20 protein-coding genes and 1 pseudogene are annotated in these 20008 nt (G+C 41.7%); 17 read left to right on the top strand and 4 right to left on the bottom strand.

Features of this window, described 5'->3' with window-relative positions:
* The first annotated feature begins 4 nt into the window (after positions 1–4).
* Complete coding sequence (locus tag KHX94_RS02965; RefSeq protein WP_189617492.1) at positions 5–499, top strand: chemotaxis protein CheW; 495 nt, start codon at positions 5–7, stop codon at positions 497–499.
* Positions 500–558: 59 nt separating this feature from the next.
* Entirely contained in the window at positions 559–960 is a 402-nt protein-coding gene (locus KHX94_RS02960; RefSeq protein ID WP_213683304.1) for a DUF2802 domain-containing protein, read from the top strand.
* A 25-nt stretch (positions 961–985) separates the two neighbouring features.
* Here KHX94_RS02960 and KHX94_RS02955 read toward each other — a convergent pair whose 3' ends face one another.
* From KHX94_RS02955 to KHX94_RS02945, 3 genes are all read right to left on the bottom strand, one after another.
* Positions 986–1300, bottom strand: a complete 315-nt coding sequence (locus KHX94_RS02955) for an EscU/YscU/HrcU family type III secretion system export apparatus switch protein (protein ID WP_213682305.1) — start codon at positions 1298–1300, stop codon at positions 986–988.
* 10 nt (positions 1301–1310) lie between these two features.
* On the bottom strand, positions 1311–2531 hold the full coding sequence (locus KHX94_RS02950; protein WP_213682304.1) for a hypothetical protein: 1221 nt from the start codon (positions 2529–2531) through the stop codon (positions 1311–1313).
* Between the two features lie 125 nt (positions 2532–2656).
* Positions 2657–3115 (bottom strand): hypothetical protein, encoded by a 459-nt coding sequence (locus tag KHX94_RS02945; protein ID WP_213682303.1) that lies wholly within the window; start codon positions 3113–3115, stop codon positions 2657–2659.
* A gap of 223 nt (positions 3116–3338) precedes the next feature.
* Between KHX94_RS02945 and KHX94_RS02940 the strand changes: the two genes are divergently transcribed.
* A complete protein-coding gene (locus KHX94_RS02940) occupies positions 3339–4127 on the top strand; it encodes an MlaA family lipoprotein (RefSeq protein WP_213682302.1) in 789 nt (262 codons plus the stop codon).
* An 88-nt stretch (positions 4128–4215) separates the two neighbouring features.
* Complete coding sequence (locus KHX94_RS02935) at positions 4216–5328, top strand: response regulator (protein ID WP_213682301.1); 1113 nt, start codon at positions 4216–4218, stop codon at positions 5326–5328.
* A 42-nt stretch (positions 5329–5370) separates the two neighbouring features.
* Here KHX94_RS02935 and KHX94_RS02930 read toward each other — a convergent pair whose 3' ends face one another.
* On the bottom strand, positions 5371–6876 hold the full coding sequence (locus KHX94_RS02930; protein WP_244859300.1) for a peptide MFS transporter: 1506 nt from the start codon (positions 6874–6876) through the stop codon (positions 5371–5373).
* A gap of 369 nt (positions 6877–7245) precedes the next feature.
* Here KHX94_RS02930 and rfaH point away from each other — a divergent pair, with 369 nt between their 5' ends.
* From rfaH to KHX94_RS02875, 13 genes and pseudogenes are all read left to right on the top strand, one after another.
* Positions 7246–7746 carry a transcription/translation regulatory transformer protein RfaH gene (rfaH, locus tag KHX94_RS02925; RefSeq protein ID WP_213682300.1) on the top strand — a complete coding sequence of 167 codons (501 nt, stop codon included), beginning with the start codon at positions 7246–7248 and terminating at the stop codon, positions 7744–7746.
* 572 nt (positions 7747–8318) lie between these two features.
* A pseudogene (locus KHX94_RS02920) lies at positions 8319–11083 on the top strand (SLBB domain-containing protein).
* Positions 11084–11287: 204 nt separating this feature from the next.
* The gene (locus KHX94_RS02915) at positions 11288–12253 is read left to right on the top strand and encodes a Wzz/FepE/Etk N-terminal domain-containing protein (RefSeq protein WP_213682299.1); all 966 of its coding nucleotides are present in this window, start codon (positions 11288–11290) and stop codon (positions 12251–12253) included.
* Between the two features lie 214 nt (positions 12254–12467).
* Positions 12468–13337, top strand: a complete 870-nt coding sequence (gene wecA / locus KHX94_RS02910; RefSeq protein WP_342345802.1) for a UDP-N-acetylglucosamine--undecaprenyl-phosphate N-acetylglucosaminephosphotransferase — start codon at positions 12468–12470, stop codon at positions 13335–13337.
* A 174-nt stretch (positions 13338–13511) separates the two neighbouring features.
* Complete coding sequence (locus tag KHX94_RS02905) at positions 13512–14027, top strand: FAD-binding oxidoreductase (RefSeq protein WP_213682298.1); 516 nt, start codon at positions 13512–13514, stop codon at positions 14025–14027.
* Between the two features lie 14 nt (positions 14028–14041).
* Positions 14042–14476: a ferredoxin reductase domain-containing protein gene (locus KHX94_RS02900; RefSeq protein ID WP_244859412.1), complete on the top strand. Its 435-nt coding sequence runs from the start codon at positions 14042–14044 to the stop codon at positions 14474–14476.
* A gap of 27 nt (positions 14477–14503) precedes the next feature.
* Positions 14504–15277, top strand: coding sequence for a glucose-1-phosphate cytidylyltransferase (gene rfbF / locus KHX94_RS02895; protein WP_213682296.1), 774 nt, complete (start codon positions 14504–14506; stop codon positions 15275–15277).
* A gap of 5 nt (positions 15278–15282) precedes the next feature.
* Positions 15283–15849, top strand: coding sequence for a CDP-glucose 4,6-dehydratase (gene rfbG / locus KHX94_RS20080; RefSeq protein WP_244859299.1), 567 nt, complete (start codon positions 15283–15285; stop codon positions 15847–15849).
* 68 nt (positions 15850–15917) lie between these two features.
* Positions 15918–16367 carry a Rossmann-fold NAD(P)-binding domain-containing protein gene (locus KHX94_RS20075; protein ID WP_244859298.1) on the top strand — a complete coding sequence of 150 codons (450 nt, stop codon included), beginning with the start codon at positions 15918–15920 and terminating at the stop codon, positions 16365–16367.
* A gap of 78 nt (positions 16368–16445) precedes the next feature.
* Positions 16446–16688 (top strand): hypothetical protein, encoded by a 243-nt coding sequence (locus KHX94_RS20070; RefSeq protein WP_244859297.1) that lies wholly within the window; start codon positions 16446–16448, stop codon positions 16686–16688.
* A complete protein-coding gene (gene rfbH / locus KHX94_RS02885; RefSeq protein ID WP_244859296.1) occupies positions 16655–17758 on the top strand; it encodes a lipopolysaccharide biosynthesis protein RfbH in 1104 nt (367 codons plus the stop codon). Before KHX94_RS20070 ends, rfbH begins: the two co-directional genes overlap by 34 nt.
* A gap of 33 nt (positions 17759–17791) precedes the next feature.
* A complete protein-coding gene (locus tag KHX94_RS02880; RefSeq protein WP_213682295.1) occupies positions 17792–18634 on the top strand; it encodes an NAD-dependent epimerase/dehydratase family protein in 843 nt (280 codons plus the stop codon).
* Positions 18635–18724: 90 nt separating this feature from the next.
* A complete protein-coding gene (locus KHX94_RS02875; RefSeq protein ID WP_213682294.1) occupies positions 18725–20008 on the top strand; it encodes a flippase in 1284 nt (427 codons plus the stop codon).

Genomic DNA, 20008 nt, shown 5'->3' with positions numbered 1-20008 from the left:
AAATATGACAGAATCAAGAAATGTAGCTGCTGTGTCTACAGGTAAAGACGATGCAGTACTGCAATGGGTGACTTTTAAATTAGATAACGAGACCTATGGCATCAACGTAATGCAGGTACAGGAAGTGCTGCGTTACACTGAAATTGCCCCGGTGCCAGGTGCTCCGCACTATGTGCTGGGTATTATCAACCTTCGCGGTAATGTGGTCACCGTCATCGACACTCGCAGTCGTTTTGGATTACCTGCTGCGGAAGTAGATGACTCTACCCGCATCGTTATCATCGAAGCAGAAAAACAAGTGATTGGTATTCTTGTGGATAGTGTTGCAGAAGTGGTTTATCTGCGTCGCTCTGAAATTGATAATGCGCCAAATGTGGGTACTGAAGAAAGTGCTAAATTTATCCAGGGCGTCAGCAACCGCGGTGAAGAACTGCTGATCCTCGTAGATTTGGACAAACTGCTTTCCGATGAAGAATGGGCGGAACTGGCTCAGTTATAAGCAGTCTGAAACAGACTGTCATAGGATTATGGTAGCAGTTAAGGAGTAAGTACCTGATGATAGGCGATGGTTTTTTGATCGCAGCGCTGGTTTATATTGTTGCCTGTCTTGGTCTAGTGCTATTTCTGCAGAAGCAGGGGAACCGTCTTCGTACTAAAGTTGAGGCTTTAACGCTGTTGGTTAAGGAAGGTGACCGGCAGCGCGATGCGCTTAAGCGAGAATTGCATGAGCTGCGAAGCGGTACCATTGGCGTTGGTCGGCGAATATTGGCACTGGAACGCAAATTGGCGGAACAGGATGTCAAATTGGATGAATCCATGCATCAGGAACCGCAAGCCAAATTATACAGCCGGGCGATTAAAATGGTACAGCTTGGTGCGGGTGCTGACGAGTTGATGCGGGAGTGTGAGCTGCCTAAAGCTGAGGCTGAGTTGTTGATACGCTTGCATAGCAAAAGATAATGAAAAGAGGCGCTTGCCTCTTTTTTTACGCCTGCGCGACGATTTTTTTATGCATGTTTTCCCACTGTTCGGGAAACTTGCCATCCAACATGTAAACAAATGCGATTAACTCTGCAATTAGCAAGTATAGCTCTTTAGGAATGGCGTCGCCTAGCTCCAACATTTGCAGAAAATTACTCAGATGTTCATCGTGATGGATATGAACCCCTGCGGCTTTTGCAACTGCAATGATCTCTTCTGCCAGTAAGTCTTGCCCTTTAGCAGTGATTGTAGGCGCAGATTTTCCATCAAAGCTCAGAGCCACAGCCTGCTTGGGTTTCGGCTTGGTTTCATCGGTCATGTTATGTTCCTTACGCTTTAAGCTGTACTAGATAGTGGTCGCCTGGCAGCAAGGTTGCCGGCACAGGGGCAACGTGTGCCGATATCTCACTTGGCGCTAGCCCTAGTTGTGTCAGCTTTTTCCCTAGCATCTCCACGTTACTGCTAACTTTGTCAATCAACAGTTGGCTACTGCCAATAAAGTGCAGGCTTACTCCGTGTTCCTGCATCTGTGCTTTTGCTAACAGGGCACCAGAACTCAAGTTAAATTTCAGCTGTAACTGCCATTGTTGGCGTTTGTTTGGCTCTTGTGAGTTTGCGGCTGATTGTTCATATTTAGCTTCCAGTTGTTCCTGTCGCTGATCCAAGTAATAAGGAATTGTGGCATACCAAGTTTGATTACCTCCATCAACATTGCTGGCTTGTTGATACAAACGTATTCCTTGAACCATTCGATTCACGTGCTCTAGAGCGTCATTTTCCTGCAACGTCTGTAATAACGCCGCGCCAATTCCGCTTCGACTCTGCAGCGATTGCAGATATTGGCGTAACTTAGGGCTGACATGCAGCTGCTGACTAAATGCCTTCACCCCGATAAGTAACTGCAACAAGGTACTTACTGCATCCGCTTGAGTGGCGTTGGGGGTTGTTACCGGAGCCGCAGGTTGAAATGCTAGCTGTGCTGTTAATTCCGCTTGTAATACCTCAGGTAATGCAAGGCTTCCCATGGATTTAGGTTGCAGTGCTGGTAGTAGTTTCAGCAGCTCAGATGCCACATTCTGCCGTACCTCCATTGTATGTAATTCAGTACGAGGAACGGCGCCTAACTTATTAAAAGCACGTTGTAGATAATTGAACGTGAGGATAGCCTGGGGCGGAAGCTTGGTGCCACTCCCCGGGTTCTCTGTCGTCGCTGGCGGATTTAACGCGGATTTAATATCAGCCTTAGAAACGGCCTGTTCTCCAGTCGTGGCAGCAAGCTTTGTTGCCAATATTTCTTTGCCAAGCAAAGATTTCGCCACGTCAGCAGTATTATTGCTTGTCGATAAAGCTGGATTTTTGGGCAACGCTCCAGTGTCTGCCAATTTTATGGGAATGTTACTGCTGGTTGCTGTCGCGGCTTGGGGACTTGAGCCCTGCTCCCGGTTTTGCGGAACGGCTATCTGTTCCATGGCTTTGAACCATTGGGTAAAAATTGCCCCAATATCCGGTTTGTTCAGCAGCCTTGGCGGTTGCTCTAACACTCCGTCCATTGAAAACTTGAACTGTGAAGCGGGTTGTAGCGTGACGGCTGTTTGGCTAACAACAGGCTGTAGCTGTAACTGTAATCCGTTGTTCTGGGCTACAACTTTTGCCAGATATTGTCCCGTAGGTAGCTTTACATCTTGTGGAATGGTGACAACAACGCCGCCAGCGAAGCGGATATCCGCCTTATCAACGGTAACGGGGGGAGTGGATATCCCTGCGGTCTGCTGGCTAGCTGCTGTAACAATTGGAAGGGAATACCGTTTTGCGATGCCAGTTGCGTCAATGCGTCCGGCAATCGAATTTGGATAGACTTAGCCAATACCAGTAATTGACTGGTGGTTTGTCCCTGTAACACTTCGGGTAATGGCCGCTGGATCTCTAGTGCTGTTACATAGCTTTGTTGCACAACAGCTTTTAATTGCTGAATATCACCATCGGTTTGCAATACATATTGTTGCCCTTGGATCTGCACCTGCAGTTGCCCTCGAGACAGCTCAACCGTCAAGGGTAATATCGTTGCACTGCCTGATACGGGTGTTACGGCAGTGGCTGTATTATTGGGTGGTATTGTGCCATTTATTGGATTCATTGTCTCAATCCGGGGTTTTAATGCGCTTTTTCGAACGGTTGCTGCTAAATATCAATTTGATCTATTTTTTCAGCGCAGTATCCTTACAGCCAAGGAACAGGTCAATGGACAGACTTTTGACGTTTGCTGCATGCTTTAATTACCACTGTATCGGCCTGAACAGTTATATCCTTTAGTCCATCCCGACTAATATTCTGAATATGCTACCCCAGAAGAGAAAGACATGAAGTATCCGTGGCTTTTAGCAATTTTTGCTCTGACATTTTCATTCGCCGTATCGGCTGCAGAGAAAGTGACCAAGAGCGATGACACTCAAGTGCATGAAGACAAACAGGTCTCCATCACTTATAAAGATCCTCGTGACCCTTGGGAAGGGTTTAACCGAGCCATGTGGAATTTTAACTACAACTATCTTGATAAATATGTTGCTAGACCGGTAGCGCATGGGTATCGGGATTATGTGCCAGATCCGGTAAAAACCGGGCTGGATAACTTTGTACAGAACTTGGATGAACCCCATAGCCTAGTGAACAATACCCTGCAAGGCAAATGGCACTGGGCACTGAATGCTGGCGGCCGTTTTGTGGTGAATACCACAGTGGGAATACTTGGCCTCATTGATGTGGCAGATATGATGGGAATGCCACGTAAACAGGATGATTTTAACGAAGTCTTAGGGTATTACGGCGTACCCAATGGCCCCTATTTTATGGCACCATTTGCCGGCCCCTATGTAACGAGAGAAATCACTACAGACTGGGTGGATGAACTATACTTCCCCTTGTCAGAACTGACTCTTTGGCAGAAGGTTCTTAAATGGGGAATTAAGGGGCTTAATGCCCGCGCTGCCGCAATAGAACAGGAACGTTTGGTAGACAACGCACTCGACCCGTACAGCTTTGTCAAGGATGCGTATATCCAATATGTGGATTACAAAGTGTACGACGGTAAGGTTCCATCAAAAAAGGATGATGATGAGTTGCTTGACGAGTATATGCAGGAGTTGCAGTAGCCTTTAACTATCATCGGATTAAACCGGATTATCGGCCAATAACATTCAGATGGTGGTGCCAGGTAGCAGTTCTTGCCGGGAAGTTTATATGGCGCTTGAAACTTTGAATATCTTGTTGGTGGAAGACGATCCGGTATTCCGGGATGTACTTTCCAGTTTTTTACGCACTCGTGGGGCTTTGGTATCCGAAGCCGAAGATGGGCGTGAAGGACTGGAATTGTTTGCCAAAAAACGTTTTGACATCATTTTAGCCGATCTAAATATGCCAAACATGGATGGGCTCACCATGCTACGCCATATTTATAAAAGTGGTTCACAGATCCCCTCAATTATTCTTTCTGGTAATCAACGTATGGCATTGGTTACGGAAGCTTTGCGACTCGGTGCCAGTGATTATCTGGTTAAGCCTCTGAGCGATCTGCATGCGGTTGAATATGCGATCAATCAGTGTCTAGCTTCTGTTGGTGCTTCTCAGAGCGTGCTGGACGAAAACATTGATGAACTTTCTTACCTAGAGTTGAATGAACATTTGGCGTTACTGGAACAAAACACGGAAGCTGCCAAATGTGTCCAACAGCAGTTATTTCCGGGCTCTACCATTGACTATCCCAGCATTCATGTTGACTACACCTTAATGACCCATAAGCGGGTAAGTCCTTACTTTATCGATTCCGCTATGGTCGGTAATGAACATTTCATTATGTACATGGCACATTTTCATCCGGAAGATAATCGGGCAGCCTTTGCTTGTGTGCTTTTAAAAAGTTTTGTAAATCAAAAGGTAAAAGACTGCAATAATCGGCTGGATGATATTGTTACCCATCCGCAAGTGATGCTGAAATATTTGAACGAACGTCTAGTGAATGCCGGTTTGGATCTGTATTGCGATATCATCTATGTAGCATTGCATTTGACGCATAAGGAATTACAGGTTGCTCAAGCAGGAAGAGGGCTTAGATGTTACCTGCGACATGGCGCGGAACTCACTCGTCTGGCACTGGCGGATAGTATGCAATTAGGCTTGTTTGCCTGGGGGCAACCATCTATGCAGTCACGACAATTGAATGGTGACGATACTTTGTGTCTGGTAACTGGTATTCCCAAGCATAAACACATGCTGATGGCGAATGACTTTCAGGGGCTGGTGTATACCCCTGACATGGTGGAAGGTGGCTTTGTACAGATGAAAGTCACCGAATAAACGAGGAATAGACTGTTGCAAGCGCATTCCTCTTAGTGTCGCTCAACGTTTTATTGCCTCATGCGTAGCGGTTACCGCCATTTCCTGCTCCAATGCTTCCTCTTCTCGGCTTGTATGCAACTTAGTTTCGGCGCCATGCATCCAGTCAACCAACTTATCTGCCATGAAGTAAAGCAAAACGCCCGCAATCACTGACGTGAACGCAATACCGGCGAAGATAGCCAATACATTGTTGAGCTGTAGGTTCTGATCCTCGCTGTTACCTATCAGAGAACCGATCATGCCAGCGGTGTAGTTGCCAATAAAAGTGAATACAAACCAACTGCCCATCATTAATGAGATAAGTCTCAGCGGTGCCAATTTGGTGACCATGGATAAGCCGATAGGTGATAAGCTGAGTTCTCCCAAGGTGTGAAAGAAATACGCGGCAACCAGCCACAACATACTGGCTTTGGCCGAGGTTGTTTCATCAACTTGCAGCACGGCAGCAATCATGAAGAGAAATCCTATGGCGAGAAATCCTAAGGCCATGGCGAATTTCACCGGTGAATTAGGCTCGCGGGCACCACAGCGGATCCACACTGATGCGACTATCGGAGCAAAGATAAAAATAAACAATGAGTTGAGTGACTGAAACCATTCCGTAGGTACTTCCCAGTCACCAATCATGCGGTCAGTAAAGTTGTGGGCGAACAGATTGAATAGTCCACCCGCTTGTTCAAAACCCGCCCAGAAAATTGCGGTGAAAACCCCCATGATCAAAATAACTTTTATCCGATCACGTTCTACCGGCGTAAGCGGTGCCTTTTTCTCGTCATCCTTCATCCCTAGCTTAAGTTTGTCCAGTTTTGCCGATGGAATCGTGCCGATATTCCCGAGTAATTTGTTGGCAAACAGATATTGCAGCAGTAATGAGATCAACATGCCCACTCCCGCACATACAAAACCCATCTGATAATTACCATCGAAATAGCGCACCACAGAACCCACAACAATGGCTGAAAGAAAGGCTCCTAGATTTATACCCATATAAAAAATGGTGAAGGCACTATCACGGCGATGATCTCCATCTTTGTAGAGATCGCCAACCATAGTCGAGATATTAGGCTTAAATAGACCGTTGCCGAGCACCAACCCCGTCAGGCCGGCATAAAACAAAATGGTTTCGTTCCCGGGGAGCCAACTATGCGGCATCCCCAGGGTGAACTGTCCCACAGCCATTAACGCACCACCGAGGTAAATGGCTTTACGTTGTCCGAGGATGTTATCAGCTAACCAGCCACCGAAAAGCGGTGTGAGATAAAATAAGCCTGTAAACGTGGCATATAACCGCAAGGCATCATCCTGCGGCCATCCAAGGCCATAACCACCATCGCCACGGACTTTATCTACTAGATACAACACTAGGATTGCCCGCATCGCGTAATAACTAAAACGTTCCCATAATTCCGTTGAGAACAGCAGGAATAGTCCTTGCGGGTGACCTAAAAGGTCTTTTCCGATGTTGCTGATTTCATGTAGTCTTCCACCTTGGGCTAATGGCTGCAAAAATTTAGCAGCGACAGCGAATTGTTAAAAAATAGCTGCCAGCAATATCTATATAAGTCTGCTGACTGGTATAGAAATGGCAAATTTTTAGTTGATAACCACTGGATCTATATAGCTATCTTTACAATCAATGACATATGTCAGGAAATAATAAGTTTAAATTGTATACATTATAATAACGTTCTAGGTCAATGGTTCAGCGACGATTCAGTCTGGCGATCCTATGATGAACCACTATGGAAAATGTTAAAAATAAGTTTTATTTGGCATTAGTTTCGCTGGGGAATTTTGCTTTTAATCCCTTAAGCAACTTTGCTATGATTCATGTCCGTGATAGGACGTCACTCACTAAAGAAGTAGAGACTCAGCATGAAGGCCTGGTACCTATTGTACTGTAAACCCCGCAGTGAAATGCGGGCTCAGCAGCATCTGACAATGCAGCAGCTAGAAACTTACTTGCCAATGTTGCGGTTGGAAAAAAGGGAAAAAGGCCAGTTAGTTATCAGGAAACAACCACTGTTTCCCAATTATCTTTTTGTTAGATTTGATCCTGAACACACCAGTGTGCGACAGTTACACGCCACTCGTGGTGTTGCCCGTTTGGTCGACTGTCGTGAACAGATGACTCCCATTGATGATTTATTGATATCCCGTCTCAAGCGTAGGGAAATGAGTGAACCTGTAGTAACTCCCAATGCGTTAGCAAAAGGTGATAAAGTCCGCTTTACTGATGGGCCATTTGCTGAGTTGGAAGGGATCTTTCAAGAACAATGTGGTGAAACTCGTTGCCGCATATTGTTTAGCTTCTTGGGTCAGATGCAGTCGCTAGTTGTTGATAAACAGTTAGTTGCGGCTAATACATATGCCTGACTGTGTTAGCTTAAAATATATGCCGACAATGACGTTTTCTCATCTCATATTAATCAATTGTACATTTGCTGAGTTTTGATGTGTTTGTGACATATCGAAGACTGTGTTTATGTCGTTTTGAACAAATCGCTATATGGGGCAGTTTGGGGAAGAATTGAACTGACTTGCGCTATCTGATGCAGTAGAATCGGCAAAGCTTTACCCTGTATTTTTTAAGTGATTAAAAATACAGGGTATTACGTTAAAAAATGTAAAAAGTGGGCAATTTGGAAGCCATAATCCATGGGCGGTAGCGTGCCTAAAAGGCGGTTTTATGAATAATTTCATGAAACTAGCGAAGCCAAAGCTCTCTGTGCGCCATGTGGATTGGTTGCGCACCTGAAAGGCAGTTTTATGAATATTTCATAAAACTAGCCCAGATCAGACTTCGATATTTTTACTGTTTGCAAGTCATACAACCAGTTTTGCCAAAATAATGGCTATCGTCATTATTTTGGCGTTTATATGTTAATCAATGAAGATGCGATAGTGTGTGCTGATGTGCACATTATTAGTTTTACGGAGAATATTGCGTGTCACTCATCAAAAGAAAGATAATATTCGCGCTGGCAGCATTGGTGTCATTCGGCATCGTTCAAGTGGATGCCGTTACCATTTCGCCACAGATGGTCGAACAGTTCAAAAATCTGCCAAAATCAGAGCAGATGCGATTGGCACAACAGTATGGTATCGACCCATCACAATTGGCTAGCAAGAATCCATCTTCGTCTGAGAATCGCAATAATTTTAATACAGACATTGTTCAGCCTCGAAATGAACAACAGTCTGATGAACAGAGAAATAAAAAACAAAATGATGATTTAAGTTTTTTAAAAGACGATCAGAACCAGCCCTTGAAACGGTTCGGGTATGACATGTTTGCTGGGTCACCCACCACGTTTGCTCCGGTTTCTGATATCCCTGTGCCTAGCGATTACATGATTGGCCCCGGTGACACTATTAAAGTGCAGTTGTACGGCAAGGACAATGAACAGTACGACTTAATGGTCACCAGAGATGGCGTACTGCAGTTTCCAGGTTTAGGGCCAATCAATGTAAGCGGTTTGTCATTCTCTGAGCTTCGCGATGTACTGTCCAAACAAATCAAACAGCAAATGATTGGCGTGGATAGCAATATCACTATGGGTGAGTTGCGTTCCATCAGAATTTTTGTTGCTGGTGATGCATACAAACCCGGTTCTTACACAGTTTCTAGTCTTTCGACAATCACTCAGGCATTGTTTGTGTCTGGCGGTGTGAGTGATATCGGTTCATTACGAAACATTCAATTGAAACGTCAGGGCAAAGTTGTTGCAACATTCGACTTGTATAAATTGCTATTGGATGGGGACTCTTCCAAAGATCTGCCACTCCGCTCTGGTGATGTGGTGTTTATTCCGGCCATGGGGCCATCAGTCAGTGTGGCTGGGGATGTACAGCGGCCCGCAATATATGAACTAAAACCCAATGAAAATTTGGGAGACGTTGTGAAAATGGCGGCGGGGCTTAAACCTGGGGCCTATCCAAAAAGTAGCACAGTGGAGCGTTATAACAATGATGGACTTAAATCCATCGTCAATGTTGACCTGACCACTGCTTCAGGACAAAAGATCATCGCTAAAGATGGTGACTATCTGCGCGTAAAAAGTGCCTCATCGGAATATGATAATGCTGTCACACTAGTGGGTGCGGCTGTAAGACCCGGTATTTATCAATGGGTTAAAGGACAAAAAGTTAGCGATCTTTTGCCTAGCATTAATGGTGATTTATTGTTAGGTGCCGATCTTAACTATGCACTGGTTGTGCGGCAGATTAATGATGTGGGTGACATCAAGGTGTTGCAATTTTCACCTGCAAAAGCGCTCACTCAAGCCAATGCGAGTGACAATCTGTTATTGCAGCCTAAAGACAAAGTGGTTGTTTTTAATGAAAGTAATAGTTTAAGAAATCGTTACGAACTCAATAGGTTAATTAGGGGAAGAGTTGAGAAAATTAAGGTTATCAGGGCACAGGATAACACCTCTGATAATTCGTTAGTCAACACTGATCTTTTTCAATCGGGTTTTGCACAGCTTGAACAAGCTAAAATCACTCAGCGTACTCAATTAGCCGGCGTTGTTATCAATGGTGATGATGCGCCAGAAGAGCCTAGCTTGGTGTCTAGCGAAGTGGAAAAAATGCTGTCACAGTTGTTTAATGATAGAGGGCTCATTAAGCTAAGCGCAGAGTTTAACCGGCAAGAACTGCTTTATCCTATTATTGCTAAGCTCAAGTCGCAGAGTCGCGCTGGAGATGAAGCCAAGGTGGTTGCGGTTAACGGTCAGGTGCGTTACGAAGGTATTTATCCATTGGCTGAAAATGCCAATGTCAGTGATCTCATTGCTGCGGCTGGCGGGCTCAAAGAAGGTGCTTATACTCAACGTGCAGAGTTAACTCGCACTGTCACAAATACCGATTTATCGTCAATTACTCATATTAATGTGAATGTTGAACAAGCCATGAAGCTGCAAACGGGAGCCAATATAGGTTTATTGCCGCGGGATGTGCTAACGGTAATGAAAACACCTGAATGGCAGGAGACTCAGACAGTAGAAATACGTGGTGAAGTCAAGTTCCCGGGTATCTACAGCATTCGTCGTGGTGAAACATTAGAGCAAGTGCTGACGAGAGCTGGTGGTTTTACTGACAATGCTTACCTACCATCAGCCGTTTTTGTACGTGATTCCATCAAAAAACAAGAAGAGATTGAAATCAAGAAGCTGGCAGATCAATTGCGTCGTGATATTGCCACCCGCGGTATTTCTAAAGATGGTACTGTGGTGAATTATGATGATGCACAGAAAATGCTGACGGATTTAGAGCATATCAAAGCTGTTGGACGTTTGGTTATTGATCTTCCCGCAATTTCTGTAGGGCTACAGCAGGCTGATTTGCAACTTGAAAATAAAGACGTGTTATATGTGCCCGCACAAAAACAAACCATTTCGGTGGTGGGTGAGGTACAACATCCTTCCACACACAGATTTAAAAATGGCTTAACGCTAAATCAATATCTAGAAATGGCGGGGGAGCCAGAAAACGTGCTGATACTGACCGTATTTATGTTATTAAAGCCGACGGTTCTGTCATGATGCCACATAATTCTTTCTGGTTCTCTAGTGAGGATAATCTCACTGCAGGTGACACTATCGTGGTGCCTCTCGATACCGAATACAAAGATAACCTGACCTTGTGGTCGCAGGTAACCTCTATCTTCTATAACTCAGCAGTTGCGCTTGCCGCGATTGCTAATTTATAAGCAGTAACATAATGCCGCGTGCATAATTCTTGGCACGCGGTACCTGCTGCACGAACGAGTAATATGGCTTAATCTGATGTTTTACCATCTGTGTCTATCAGTTTGTCGTATCTTCTTGTAATCGTACTTTAATCTTTAGCTGATGTTTTATTACTCGGCTTTGTACTGACAATTTATAGCCTCACGGTTTATCACAATATTTCTATGTCAAATACCATATCTAATCCGCAGGACGCTGAATTTTCTCAACGGCATTTTGAAGCAAACGATGAAATTGATCTGAGAGAACTATTTGGCGTCATATGGGCCGGAAAAGCGCTCATTATCAGCATCACCTTACTGTTTGCTGTGGCCTCTGTCGCTTTGGCATTGCGGATGCCAAATATCTACAAATCTGAAGCATTGTTAGCCCCTGCCGCAGAGGCACAAGGCGGTGGTTTATCTGCACTGGCAAATCAATTCGGAGGGTTGGCAAGTTTAGCTGGTCTTAACTTTGGCAGATCAGGGAGTACTGATAAAACCAAGCTGGCAATAGAAGTGATGAAGTCACGCAAGTTTACTTCTGATTTTATAGGAAAACACCATATTTTGCCGGAGCTGATGGCGGTGGATAAATGGAGCCTTAGTGATAACAAAATTTCATATGATCCTGAGCTATATGATATCAACACTAAGGAGTGGGTACGGCAAGTTAAACCACCTTTACAAGCTACGCCGTCAATGCAAGAAGCATACAAGAAATTCACTAAGATTTTTTCAGTTACGGGTGATAAACAGTCAGGGCTAGTAACTGTATCTGTAGAGCATAAATCCCCTTATGTCGCCAAACAGTGGGTTGACTGGTTGGTTAGTGATATTAATCAAGTCATGAAACAGCGGGATGTTACAGAAGCCAAGCGTAGCACTGAGTATTTGGAAAAACAGATAGAGCAAACCAATGTCGCTGATATCAGAACTGTTTTGTACAAGTTAGTAGAAGAACAAGCGAAAACTATTATGTTTGCAGAAGTTCGCGATGAGTACATTTTTAAAACAGTTGATCCAGCGCTGGTACCAGAAGAGAAATTCAAACCCAAGAGAGCGTTGATTTGTGTGCTGGGAACGCTACTGGGCGGCATGCTAGCAGTCTTTATCGTACTGGTAAGATATTTTGTTAAAAAAAGAAACTGAGATTTCAGTCATAAGGTCATGAAGTATTCAAAAAGGACATTGAAATGGACTATGTAATTCCCCTGGTATCAAGCTTTTTGATATCTTTTTTCGCGGTAAAAATTATTCGCCCAATCGCGGTAAAAGCGGGTTTGGTGGATTTACCCAATGAGCGAAAACTACACAATGGCGCTATCCCATTGGTGGGGGGATCTGTATTTATATAGGCGTATTGATGGCGTCGATGTTTTTTATCAAAGATAGCCAAACACTTAATATCTATTTCGTTTCCGCGGCCATGCTACTGTTCTTGGGCGTGCTTGATGATAAGTACGATTTATCCGTCAGACTGAGGTTGGCATCTCAGATTATTGTGGCTTCCATGATGATTTTTGGTGCTGGCTATTATCTTCATAGCTTAGGTTCAATTCTTGGCTTTCAAGTTTATCTGGGGGCCGTTGGGACGATAGTCACCATCATCGCGGTGATTGGTGCCATCAATGCCTTCAATATGGTGGATGGTATCGACGGCCTTGCTGGAATGCTCAGTTTGATCACTTTTGCGGCTTTGGCGTTTTTACTTAGCCGGGTGAATAACGATTGGTATTTGCTGCCGGTACTGTTTATAGCATCTATTATTGCCTATTTAATGTTCAATCTGAGTTGGCCGAAAAACTTCGGCAAAATTTTTATGGGTGATGCTGGTAGTATGCTGATTGGTTTAACTGTTGTGTGGCTACTGGTGATAGGTACTGAGGGTAGTGTTAAAGCCTTCAGACCCGTTACTGCTTTGTATTTAATCGCTATCCCACTAATGGATATGACGTCCATTATGTATCGGCGCATTAGAAAGGGCGTGTCGCCGTTTCAGCCTGATCGTAATCATTTGCATCATATTTTTGAACGTGCGGGATTCAATCGTCGTCAGACTTTGGCAATCATCTCTATGATGGGGGCAAGTTTAGCTATTATCGGATGTTTATCAGAAATCTACGCTGTTCCTGAGTGGATAATGTTTACTTGTTTTATGGCGATGTTCTTATCTTATACATGGATATTGACACATATCTGGCAAGTCTTGAGTTGGTTTAGAAAGCCAAGTTAATTGATAAATTAAGAAAATGAAGGTCCTATTGTGAGGGATAGCCTTGATAGCTAAAATCAAGTGATTAAAGTGTATTAAATGATTTTTTATGTCTCAAAATGAAAAATTATGCCTCAGAGCTCCTTCGCTCTTGAGAGTAAAAGATAATTAATTAACGTAGTAGAACAGATTTTTATGGCATTTAAAGTACAACTCCAGCCGTCAGGAGTTATATACAGTAGCGAAAACAAGTTGCTCGAAGATGCTCTAACACAAAATATTGTGTTAGAGCATAGTTGTAAAACGGGAACGTGCGGTGTTTGTCGAGCTGAAATAATTGAAGGTATAGTTGAAAATGAGGTGGGCGAATTAGTGACCACTGGTCATATACTCACTTGTTGCTCCAAGGCAAAATCAGATATTTCTTTAATCGCCAATTATTATCCTGAGTTGGCTGAAATAAAATCGCAAACTGTGCCATGTAAAGTTTCCAGAGTTGAAAATATTACTGATGATATTTTAGTAATTCATTTTCGATTTCCTCCTGCAATTAAATTCAATTATCTAGCTGGACAATATATTGATCTGAGTTATCAGGGGATCCGTCGTAGTTATTCTATTGCTAATTCTAAAAATAATTTAAATGAAATTGAACTTCATATTCGTAAAGTTCAAGATGGTAAAATGTCTAATCTCCTTTTTCTAGCTTAAAAGAAAATCAGTTGATGAGAATGGAAGGACCTAAAGGAACATTCTTTGTTCGCAACAATAATAAGACGCTCGTATTTATTTCTACTGGTACTGGTATAGCACCCGTTAAAGCAATGGTTGAAGATTTGGTTCAATCAGGTGATACCCGAGAAATATTTATATACTGGGGAATGAAATATAGAAGTGAACTTTATGAGAAAAGATTAGAAAAGTTGTCGAATGAATATAAGCATATTCATTATTTACCAGTTTTATCTAGAGAGGATGACTGGCAATGGCATAAAGGCCATGTGCAAAGTGCAGTCTTGAAGGATTTTACAACTCTAGATAATTTGGATATTTATGCTTGTGGCTCAATTGAAATGATTAACGAAGCTAAAGAACTTTTTATTGAAAATGGGTTGTCATCAAATGCATTTTATTCGGATGCGTTTACTCCTGCAAAATAGTTTAAAAATAGTTGGAGAAGTTTGTTAATGAAAGCAGTTATTCTTGCTGGGGGCCTTGGTACTCGTATTAGTGAGGAAACGGTTGTTAAGCCAAAGCCAATGATAGAGATTGGTGGAAAACCAATTCTTTGGCATATTTTAAAAATGTACTCTGCATATGGTATTAATGATTTTATTATCTGTTGTGGCTATAAAGGTTATGTAATTAAAGAGTACTTTGCCAATTACTTCCTGCACATGTCCGATGTTACATTTAATATGCGTGACAATCATATGGATGTTCATCATCGTCGTGCAGAACCATGGAATATTACATTAGTGGATACCGGAGAGCAGTCTATGACTGGTGGACGACTCAAACGTGTTGAAGAGCATCTTAGAGATGAAGATGCATTCTTGTTCACCTATGGCGACGGCGTCGCAGATGTTGATATCAGCGCTACAATAGATTTTCACCGTAAGCATGGCAAATTAGCTACTTTGACTGCGGCATATCCGCCTGGACGATTCGGAGCACTTGACATGAAAGATGGGCAAGTTATGTCTTTCAAGGAAAAGCCGAAAGGTGATGGCTCAATGGTCAATGGAGGTTTTTTCGTATTAAGTCCAAAAGTAATTGATTTTATTGATGGAGATTTAACTACATGGGAACAAAAGCCGCTAATGCAATTAGCTGAACAAGGTCAGCTTATGGCTTATGAACATGAAGGCTTTTGGCAACCAATGGATACGCTTAGAGATAAACACTATCTTGAGGAACTTTGGCAGAATAATAAAGCACCTTGGAAAGTTTGGGAGTAATAACTTTGGCAATTGATAAAGCGTTCTGGCAGGGAAAGCGTGTTTTTGTTACTGGTCATACGGGGTTTAAGGGAAGTTGGCTATCTCTTTGGCTTGAGGATATGGGGGCTGTAGTTAGGGGATATTCTCTTTCAGTACCTACCATACCAAGCTTATTTGAGCAGGCAAATGTTAGTGACGGATTGCTATCCGAGGAAGGCGATATCCGTGACCATTTACACATCCGTCAGTCAATGGCCGATTTCAAACCAGAAATTGTTTTTCATTTAGCTGCACAGCCGCTGGTAAGGCTTTCCTACGAAGATCCTGTAGAAACATATTCGACTAATGTAATGGGGACCGTGTATGTTCTAGAAGCCGTACGTGCTGTTGGTAGTGTAAAAGCCGTAGTGAATATTACTAGCGATAAATGTTATGAAAATCGAGAATGGGTTTGGGGCTATCGTGAAAATGAAGCTATGGGAGGATATGATCCATACTCGAACAGTAAGGGATGCGCTGAACTGGTTGCTTCAGCCTATCGTAATTCTTTTTTAATCCTAAAGATTATGACAAGCATGGGGTTGCATTAGCATCTGTCCGCGCAGGTAATGTTATTGGTGGCGGTGATTGGGCTAAAGATCGGCTGATCCCAGACATTTTGAAATCATTTGAAAAGAAGCAACCCGTAGTTATACGTAACCCTAATTCAATTCGACCATGGCAACATGTGTTGGAACCTCTCTCCGGTTATATACTAATAGCTCAACAACTTTATTTGCATCGCTGTGAATTTGCCGAAGGGTGGAACTTTGGACCAAACGATCATGAAGCAAAGCCAGTTGAATATATTGTTAATAAAATGACTCAACTTTGGGGTGACGATGCCACATGGCAACTTGATGTAGCTGAACATCCACATGAAGCACATTATTTGAAGTTGGATTGCTCAAAAGCCAAAATGCGTCTTCATTGGCAGCCTCAATGGGACTTGGATAGCACGTTGGCGCGCATTGTTCGTTGGCATAAAGCTTGGTTGGCTAAAGAAGACATGCGTGAGGTGACGTTACGTGAAATCCGCGACTATATGCATACCGCTGGAATTAACTAACGCGCTGGCCTTATTCAATAATGCTGACTGAACTCACCAGCAGCAAAATTTAAAAAATAGAGATAGGAATTGAGACTGATGAGCACTCAAGAGTTACGAGAGCAAATTGCGGAACTAGTCGGGAAATATGCCGAGCAAACGTTAGCACCAAAAATATTCGTGGCAGGTCAAAGCGTGGTACCGCCATCAGGTAAAGTCATCGGTGCAAAAGAACTGCAATTAATGGTTGAAGCTTCTCTGGATGGTTGGTTAACCTCTGGCCGTTTTAACGATGCATTTGAAAAAAGTTGGGTGAATACATTGGTGTCCCTCATGTACTGACCACAACTTCAGGCTCTTCTGCAAACCTGTTAGCATTAACTGCACTGACATCTCACAAGTTAGGTGAGCGTGCATTAAAGCCTGGTGATGAAGTTATTACCGTTGCAGCGGGCTTCCCTACTACCGTTAACCCAACCATTCAAAATGGGCTTATTCCGGTTTTTGTTGATGTAGATATCCCTACCTACAATATCGATACAGCCTTGATTGAAGCGGCAGTATCCGAAAAAACCAAAGCTATTATGGTGGCGCATACCTTAGGTAATCCGTTCAATCTCGCTGAAGTTCGCAAAGTTGCCGATAAATACAACCTCTGGTTGGTGGAAGACTGCTGTGATGCGTTAGGTACGAAGTATGATGGTCAAATGGTAGGTACTTTTGGAGATATTGGTACAGTGAGTTTTTACCCTGCTCATCATATCACTATGGGTGAAGGCGGTGCTGTATTTACTAAATCTAAAAAACTGAAAGTGATTATTGAATCACTCCGTGATTGGGGCCGGGATTGCTATTGCGCGCCAGGTTGTGATAACACCTGTGGTAAGCGTTTTGGTCAACAATTTGGTTCATTACCACAAGGATATGATCACAAATACACATACTCACATTTAGGATACAATCTTAAAATTACAGACATGCAAGCAGCATGTGGTTTAGCTCAATTAGAGCGAATTGAAGAGTTTGTAGAAAAACGTAAATCGAACTTTGTATACTTAAAATCTGGTTTAAGTAGTTGTGAAGAGTTCCTAGAACTTCCTGAGGCAACACCTAATTCAGAACCTTCCTGGTTTGGTTTCCCTATTACGTTAAAAGAAACTAGTGGTGTTAGCAGAGTTGAACTAGTCAAGTTTCTTGATGAGGCTAAGATTGGTACTCGGCTGCTTTTTGCTGGTAACTTAATTCGCCAACCTTACTTTGTTGGTCGTAATTATCGGGTTGTGGGAGAATTGGGAAATACTGATCGTGTTATGAATCAGACCTTTTGGATTGGCATTTATCCTGGTTTAACTCAATCTCATTTAGATTATGTCATTTCAAAATTTGAAGAGTTTTTTGGATTGAATTTTTAGTGTTTATAATCTGAAAATATTATATTCTGATAGATGAAAATATTAATTACTGGAATAACTGGCTATCTTGGCTCACATCTAGCTAATAGCCTAGTTGCACAACATGATGTAGCAGGAACTATTCGCATTTCCTCTTGCACTGATAAATTAGTTAGGAAGGAAAAAATATTTTTTATTAATACTGAGCAGCCAAATTGGATGCTTCATATACGTGCGTTTAAACCAGATGTAATAATAAATTCGGCTGCTTTATATGGCCGAAAAGGTGAAAGTTTTTCTGATCTGATTAAATCTAATGTCTTATTTCCACAAAGTATTATAGAAGATATTAATGAAGATGTTGTTTTTATAAATTGTGGCACATCACTTCCTTCATTAGTTAGTCAATATTCATTGACAAAAGACATCTTTGTTCAAATCGCAAAAATGCAATGTGAGTTAAAAAAGATTAAATTTATTAATTTAAATATTGAACATTTTTTTGGCGCAAATGATGACAAGACAAAATTTACAGCATATGTATTTGAACGTTGTCTAGGTAATCAAAAGCTACAATTGACAGAAGCAAATCAAGAACGTGATTTTATTTATATTGAAGATTTGGTTGAAGCATTTAAATGTATACTTGAATCATTAAAAAAACTTGATACTTTTGAGAGTATAGATATTGGTACAGGAAAAACAATAAAGATTAGAGAGTTCGTTGAGTCAGTCGTGAGAATTACTAAAAGTCAATCTGATATTGAATTTGGAGCAGTGCCATATCGAGATCACGAACTAATGTACAGTTGTGCTGATATACGCCGAATACGTGAACTTGGATGGGGTGCTAAATATTCTTTAGATGTTGCTTTAATAGATATGATGAGTAAATAATTTCAGCAATCGACATCGGCATGTCAGAAATTTAAATTTTTAAAGGGAATAATATTTATTATTAATCCCTTGAATTTCAATATTAATTTCATGAATATTCAAAATATGAATGTTGAAAGTGGGCTCGCCAAAGTTCTTAGAAACTTTGGCTGGCTTTTCATTGATAAAGCAACAAAACTAATTGTTGGCTTTTTTGTTAGTGTTTTAATCGCAAGATACTTAGGAGCCGAAGCCCTAGGCAGTCTTTCTTATGCATTAGCATATACTGCATTATTCCAGGCTATGGCTAATTTTGGCCTTGATGCCATCGCAGTGAGAGATATGGCAAGAAATTATGATAAGAGTGGGAAAGTTTTAAATAATATTTTTGTAATCAAGGCTATATTAGCCTTGTTATTTGTTTCTCTTGGCGTGGTAATTGCTTTTGCTTTCCTTAGGCAACATGTTTTTGTGATTTCAATAGTCATATTTTCGATATTTTTTTCACTAGGGAATGTTATAGATTTATACTATCAAAGTATAAGTGGCAGTAAATATACTGTTATATCTAAATTTAAATCATATGCGATATGTGTTATTGCTAGATTGCTAATTGTCTATTGCTCTTTCGGTGCTGTATATATATTCCTAATGATACCAATTGAAGCTCTTTTATCTACATTTTTTCTATTCTCGAAGGCAAAATCTTCAATTGGTCTGAAATTCATTAAACTTAAAGATTTTGATAAAGAATATGCTGTAAATATGATAAAAGAGTCTTGGCCGTTGGCGTTGTCTGCTGTTTCAATTATTGTATTTATGAGAATCGGTGTCTTTTTTATTGAAAAGTTTAAAGATACACACTCTGTAGGGATTTATGCTGTTGGTACTAACCTTGCGGAAATATCATACTTTATTCCAACTCTGCTCGTTACTAGTTTTGCTCCTCTTTTAGCAAAAGCTAAGGCTACTAATATAATGATGTATACATCCAGAGTAAAAATGGTAATCAGATATATGTTTTATGGCGCCATAGGTATTTCAGTTATTTTTGGACTTCTTGGATATATTTTGCTACCTATTCTGTATGGTGCAGAATATGTGCAGAGTAAGTATGTTTTTGCCATTCATGTGCTGACATTAATTCCTGTGTCACTTGGATGTGCTCAAAGTTTGTGGATAGTAAATGCAAATAAAACAAAAATAACGTTATGGCAAACATTTTTAGCTGCTATTCTTAGTTTTATTTTAAATATTATATTAGTACCTATGTATGGTGTCATCGGTGCTGCTATTGCTACGCTTACCACTCAAGTATTTCAATCTTTCATTTTCCATGTTTTTCTATGCCGTGAATTATTTTTTTTGACATGGAAAACTATTCTGTTTAGGTAA

Origin of the sequence: Shewanella dokdonensis, from assembly GCF_018394335.1 — a bacterium.
In the GTDB taxonomy this organism is placed as follows: domain Bacteria; phylum Pseudomonadota; class Gammaproteobacteria; order Enterobacterales; family Shewanellaceae; genus Shewanella; species Shewanella dokdonensis.
The sequence above is the reverse complement of the archived record's forward strand: the minus strand, read 5'-3'. Positions and strand labels throughout refer to the sequence as shown.

What these genes read in the sequence shown, in the direction of transcription:
- KHX94_RS02965 (WP_189617492.1), top strand. Translation starts at nt 5, where the DNA reads ATGACAGAATCAAGAAATGTAGCTGCTGTGTCTACAGGTAAAGACGAT.
- KHX94_RS02955 (WP_213682305.1), bottom strand. Translation starts at nt 1,300, where the DNA reads ATGACCGATGAAACCAAGCCGAAACCCAAGCAGGCTGTGGCTCTGAGC.
- KHX94_RS02950 (WP_213682304.1), bottom strand. Translation starts at nt 2,531, where the DNA reads ATGGACGGAGTGTTAGAGCAACCGCCAAGGCTGCTGAACAAACCGGAT.
- KHX94_RS02945 (WP_213682303.1), bottom strand. Translation starts at nt 3,115, where the DNA reads ATGAATCCAATAAATGGCACAATACCACCCAATAATACAGCCACTGCC.
- KHX94_RS02940 (WP_213682302.1), top strand. Translation starts at nt 3,339, where the DNA reads ATGAAGTATCCGTGGCTTTTAGCAATTTTTGCTCTGACATTTTCATTC.
- KHX94_RS02935 (WP_213682301.1), top strand. Translation starts at nt 4,216, where the DNA reads ATGGCGCTTGAAACTTTGAATATCTTGTTGGTGGAAGACGATCCGGTA.
- rfaH (WP_213682300.1), top strand. Translation starts at nt 7,246, where the DNA reads ATGAAGGCCTGGTACCTATTGTACTGTAAACCCCGCAGTGAAATGCGG.
- KHX94_RS02915 (WP_213682299.1), top strand. Translation starts at nt 11,288, where the DNA reads ATGTCAAATACCATATCTAATCCGCAGGACGCTGAATTTTCTCAACGG.
- wecA (WP_342345802.1), top strand. Translation starts at nt 12,468, where the DNA reads ATGGCGTCGATGTTTTTTATCAAAGATAGCCAAACACTTAATATCTAT.
- KHX94_RS02905 (WP_213682298.1), top strand. Translation starts at nt 13,512, where the DNA reads ATGGCATTTAAAGTACAACTCCAGCCGTCAGGAGTTATATACAGTAGC.
- KHX94_RS02900 (WP_244859412.1), top strand. Translation starts at nt 14,042, where the DNA reads ATGAGAATGGAAGGACCTAAAGGAACATTCTTTGTTCGCAACAATAAT.
- rfbF (WP_213682296.1), top strand. Translation starts at nt 14,504, where the DNA reads ATGAAAGCAGTTATTCTTGCTGGGGGCCTTGGTACTCGTATTAGTGAG.
- KHX94_RS20070 (WP_244859297.1), top strand. Translation starts at nt 16,446, where the DNA reads ATGAGCACTCAAGAGTTACGAGAGCAAATTGCGGAACTAGTCGGGAAA.
- KHX94_RS02880 (WP_213682295.1), top strand. Translation starts at nt 17,792, where the DNA reads ATGAAAATATTAATTACTGGAATAACTGGCTATCTTGGCTCACATCTA.
- KHX94_RS02875 (WP_213682294.1), top strand. Translation starts at nt 18,725, where the DNA reads ATGAATATTCAAAATATGAATGTTGAAAGTGGGCTCGCCAAAGTTCTT.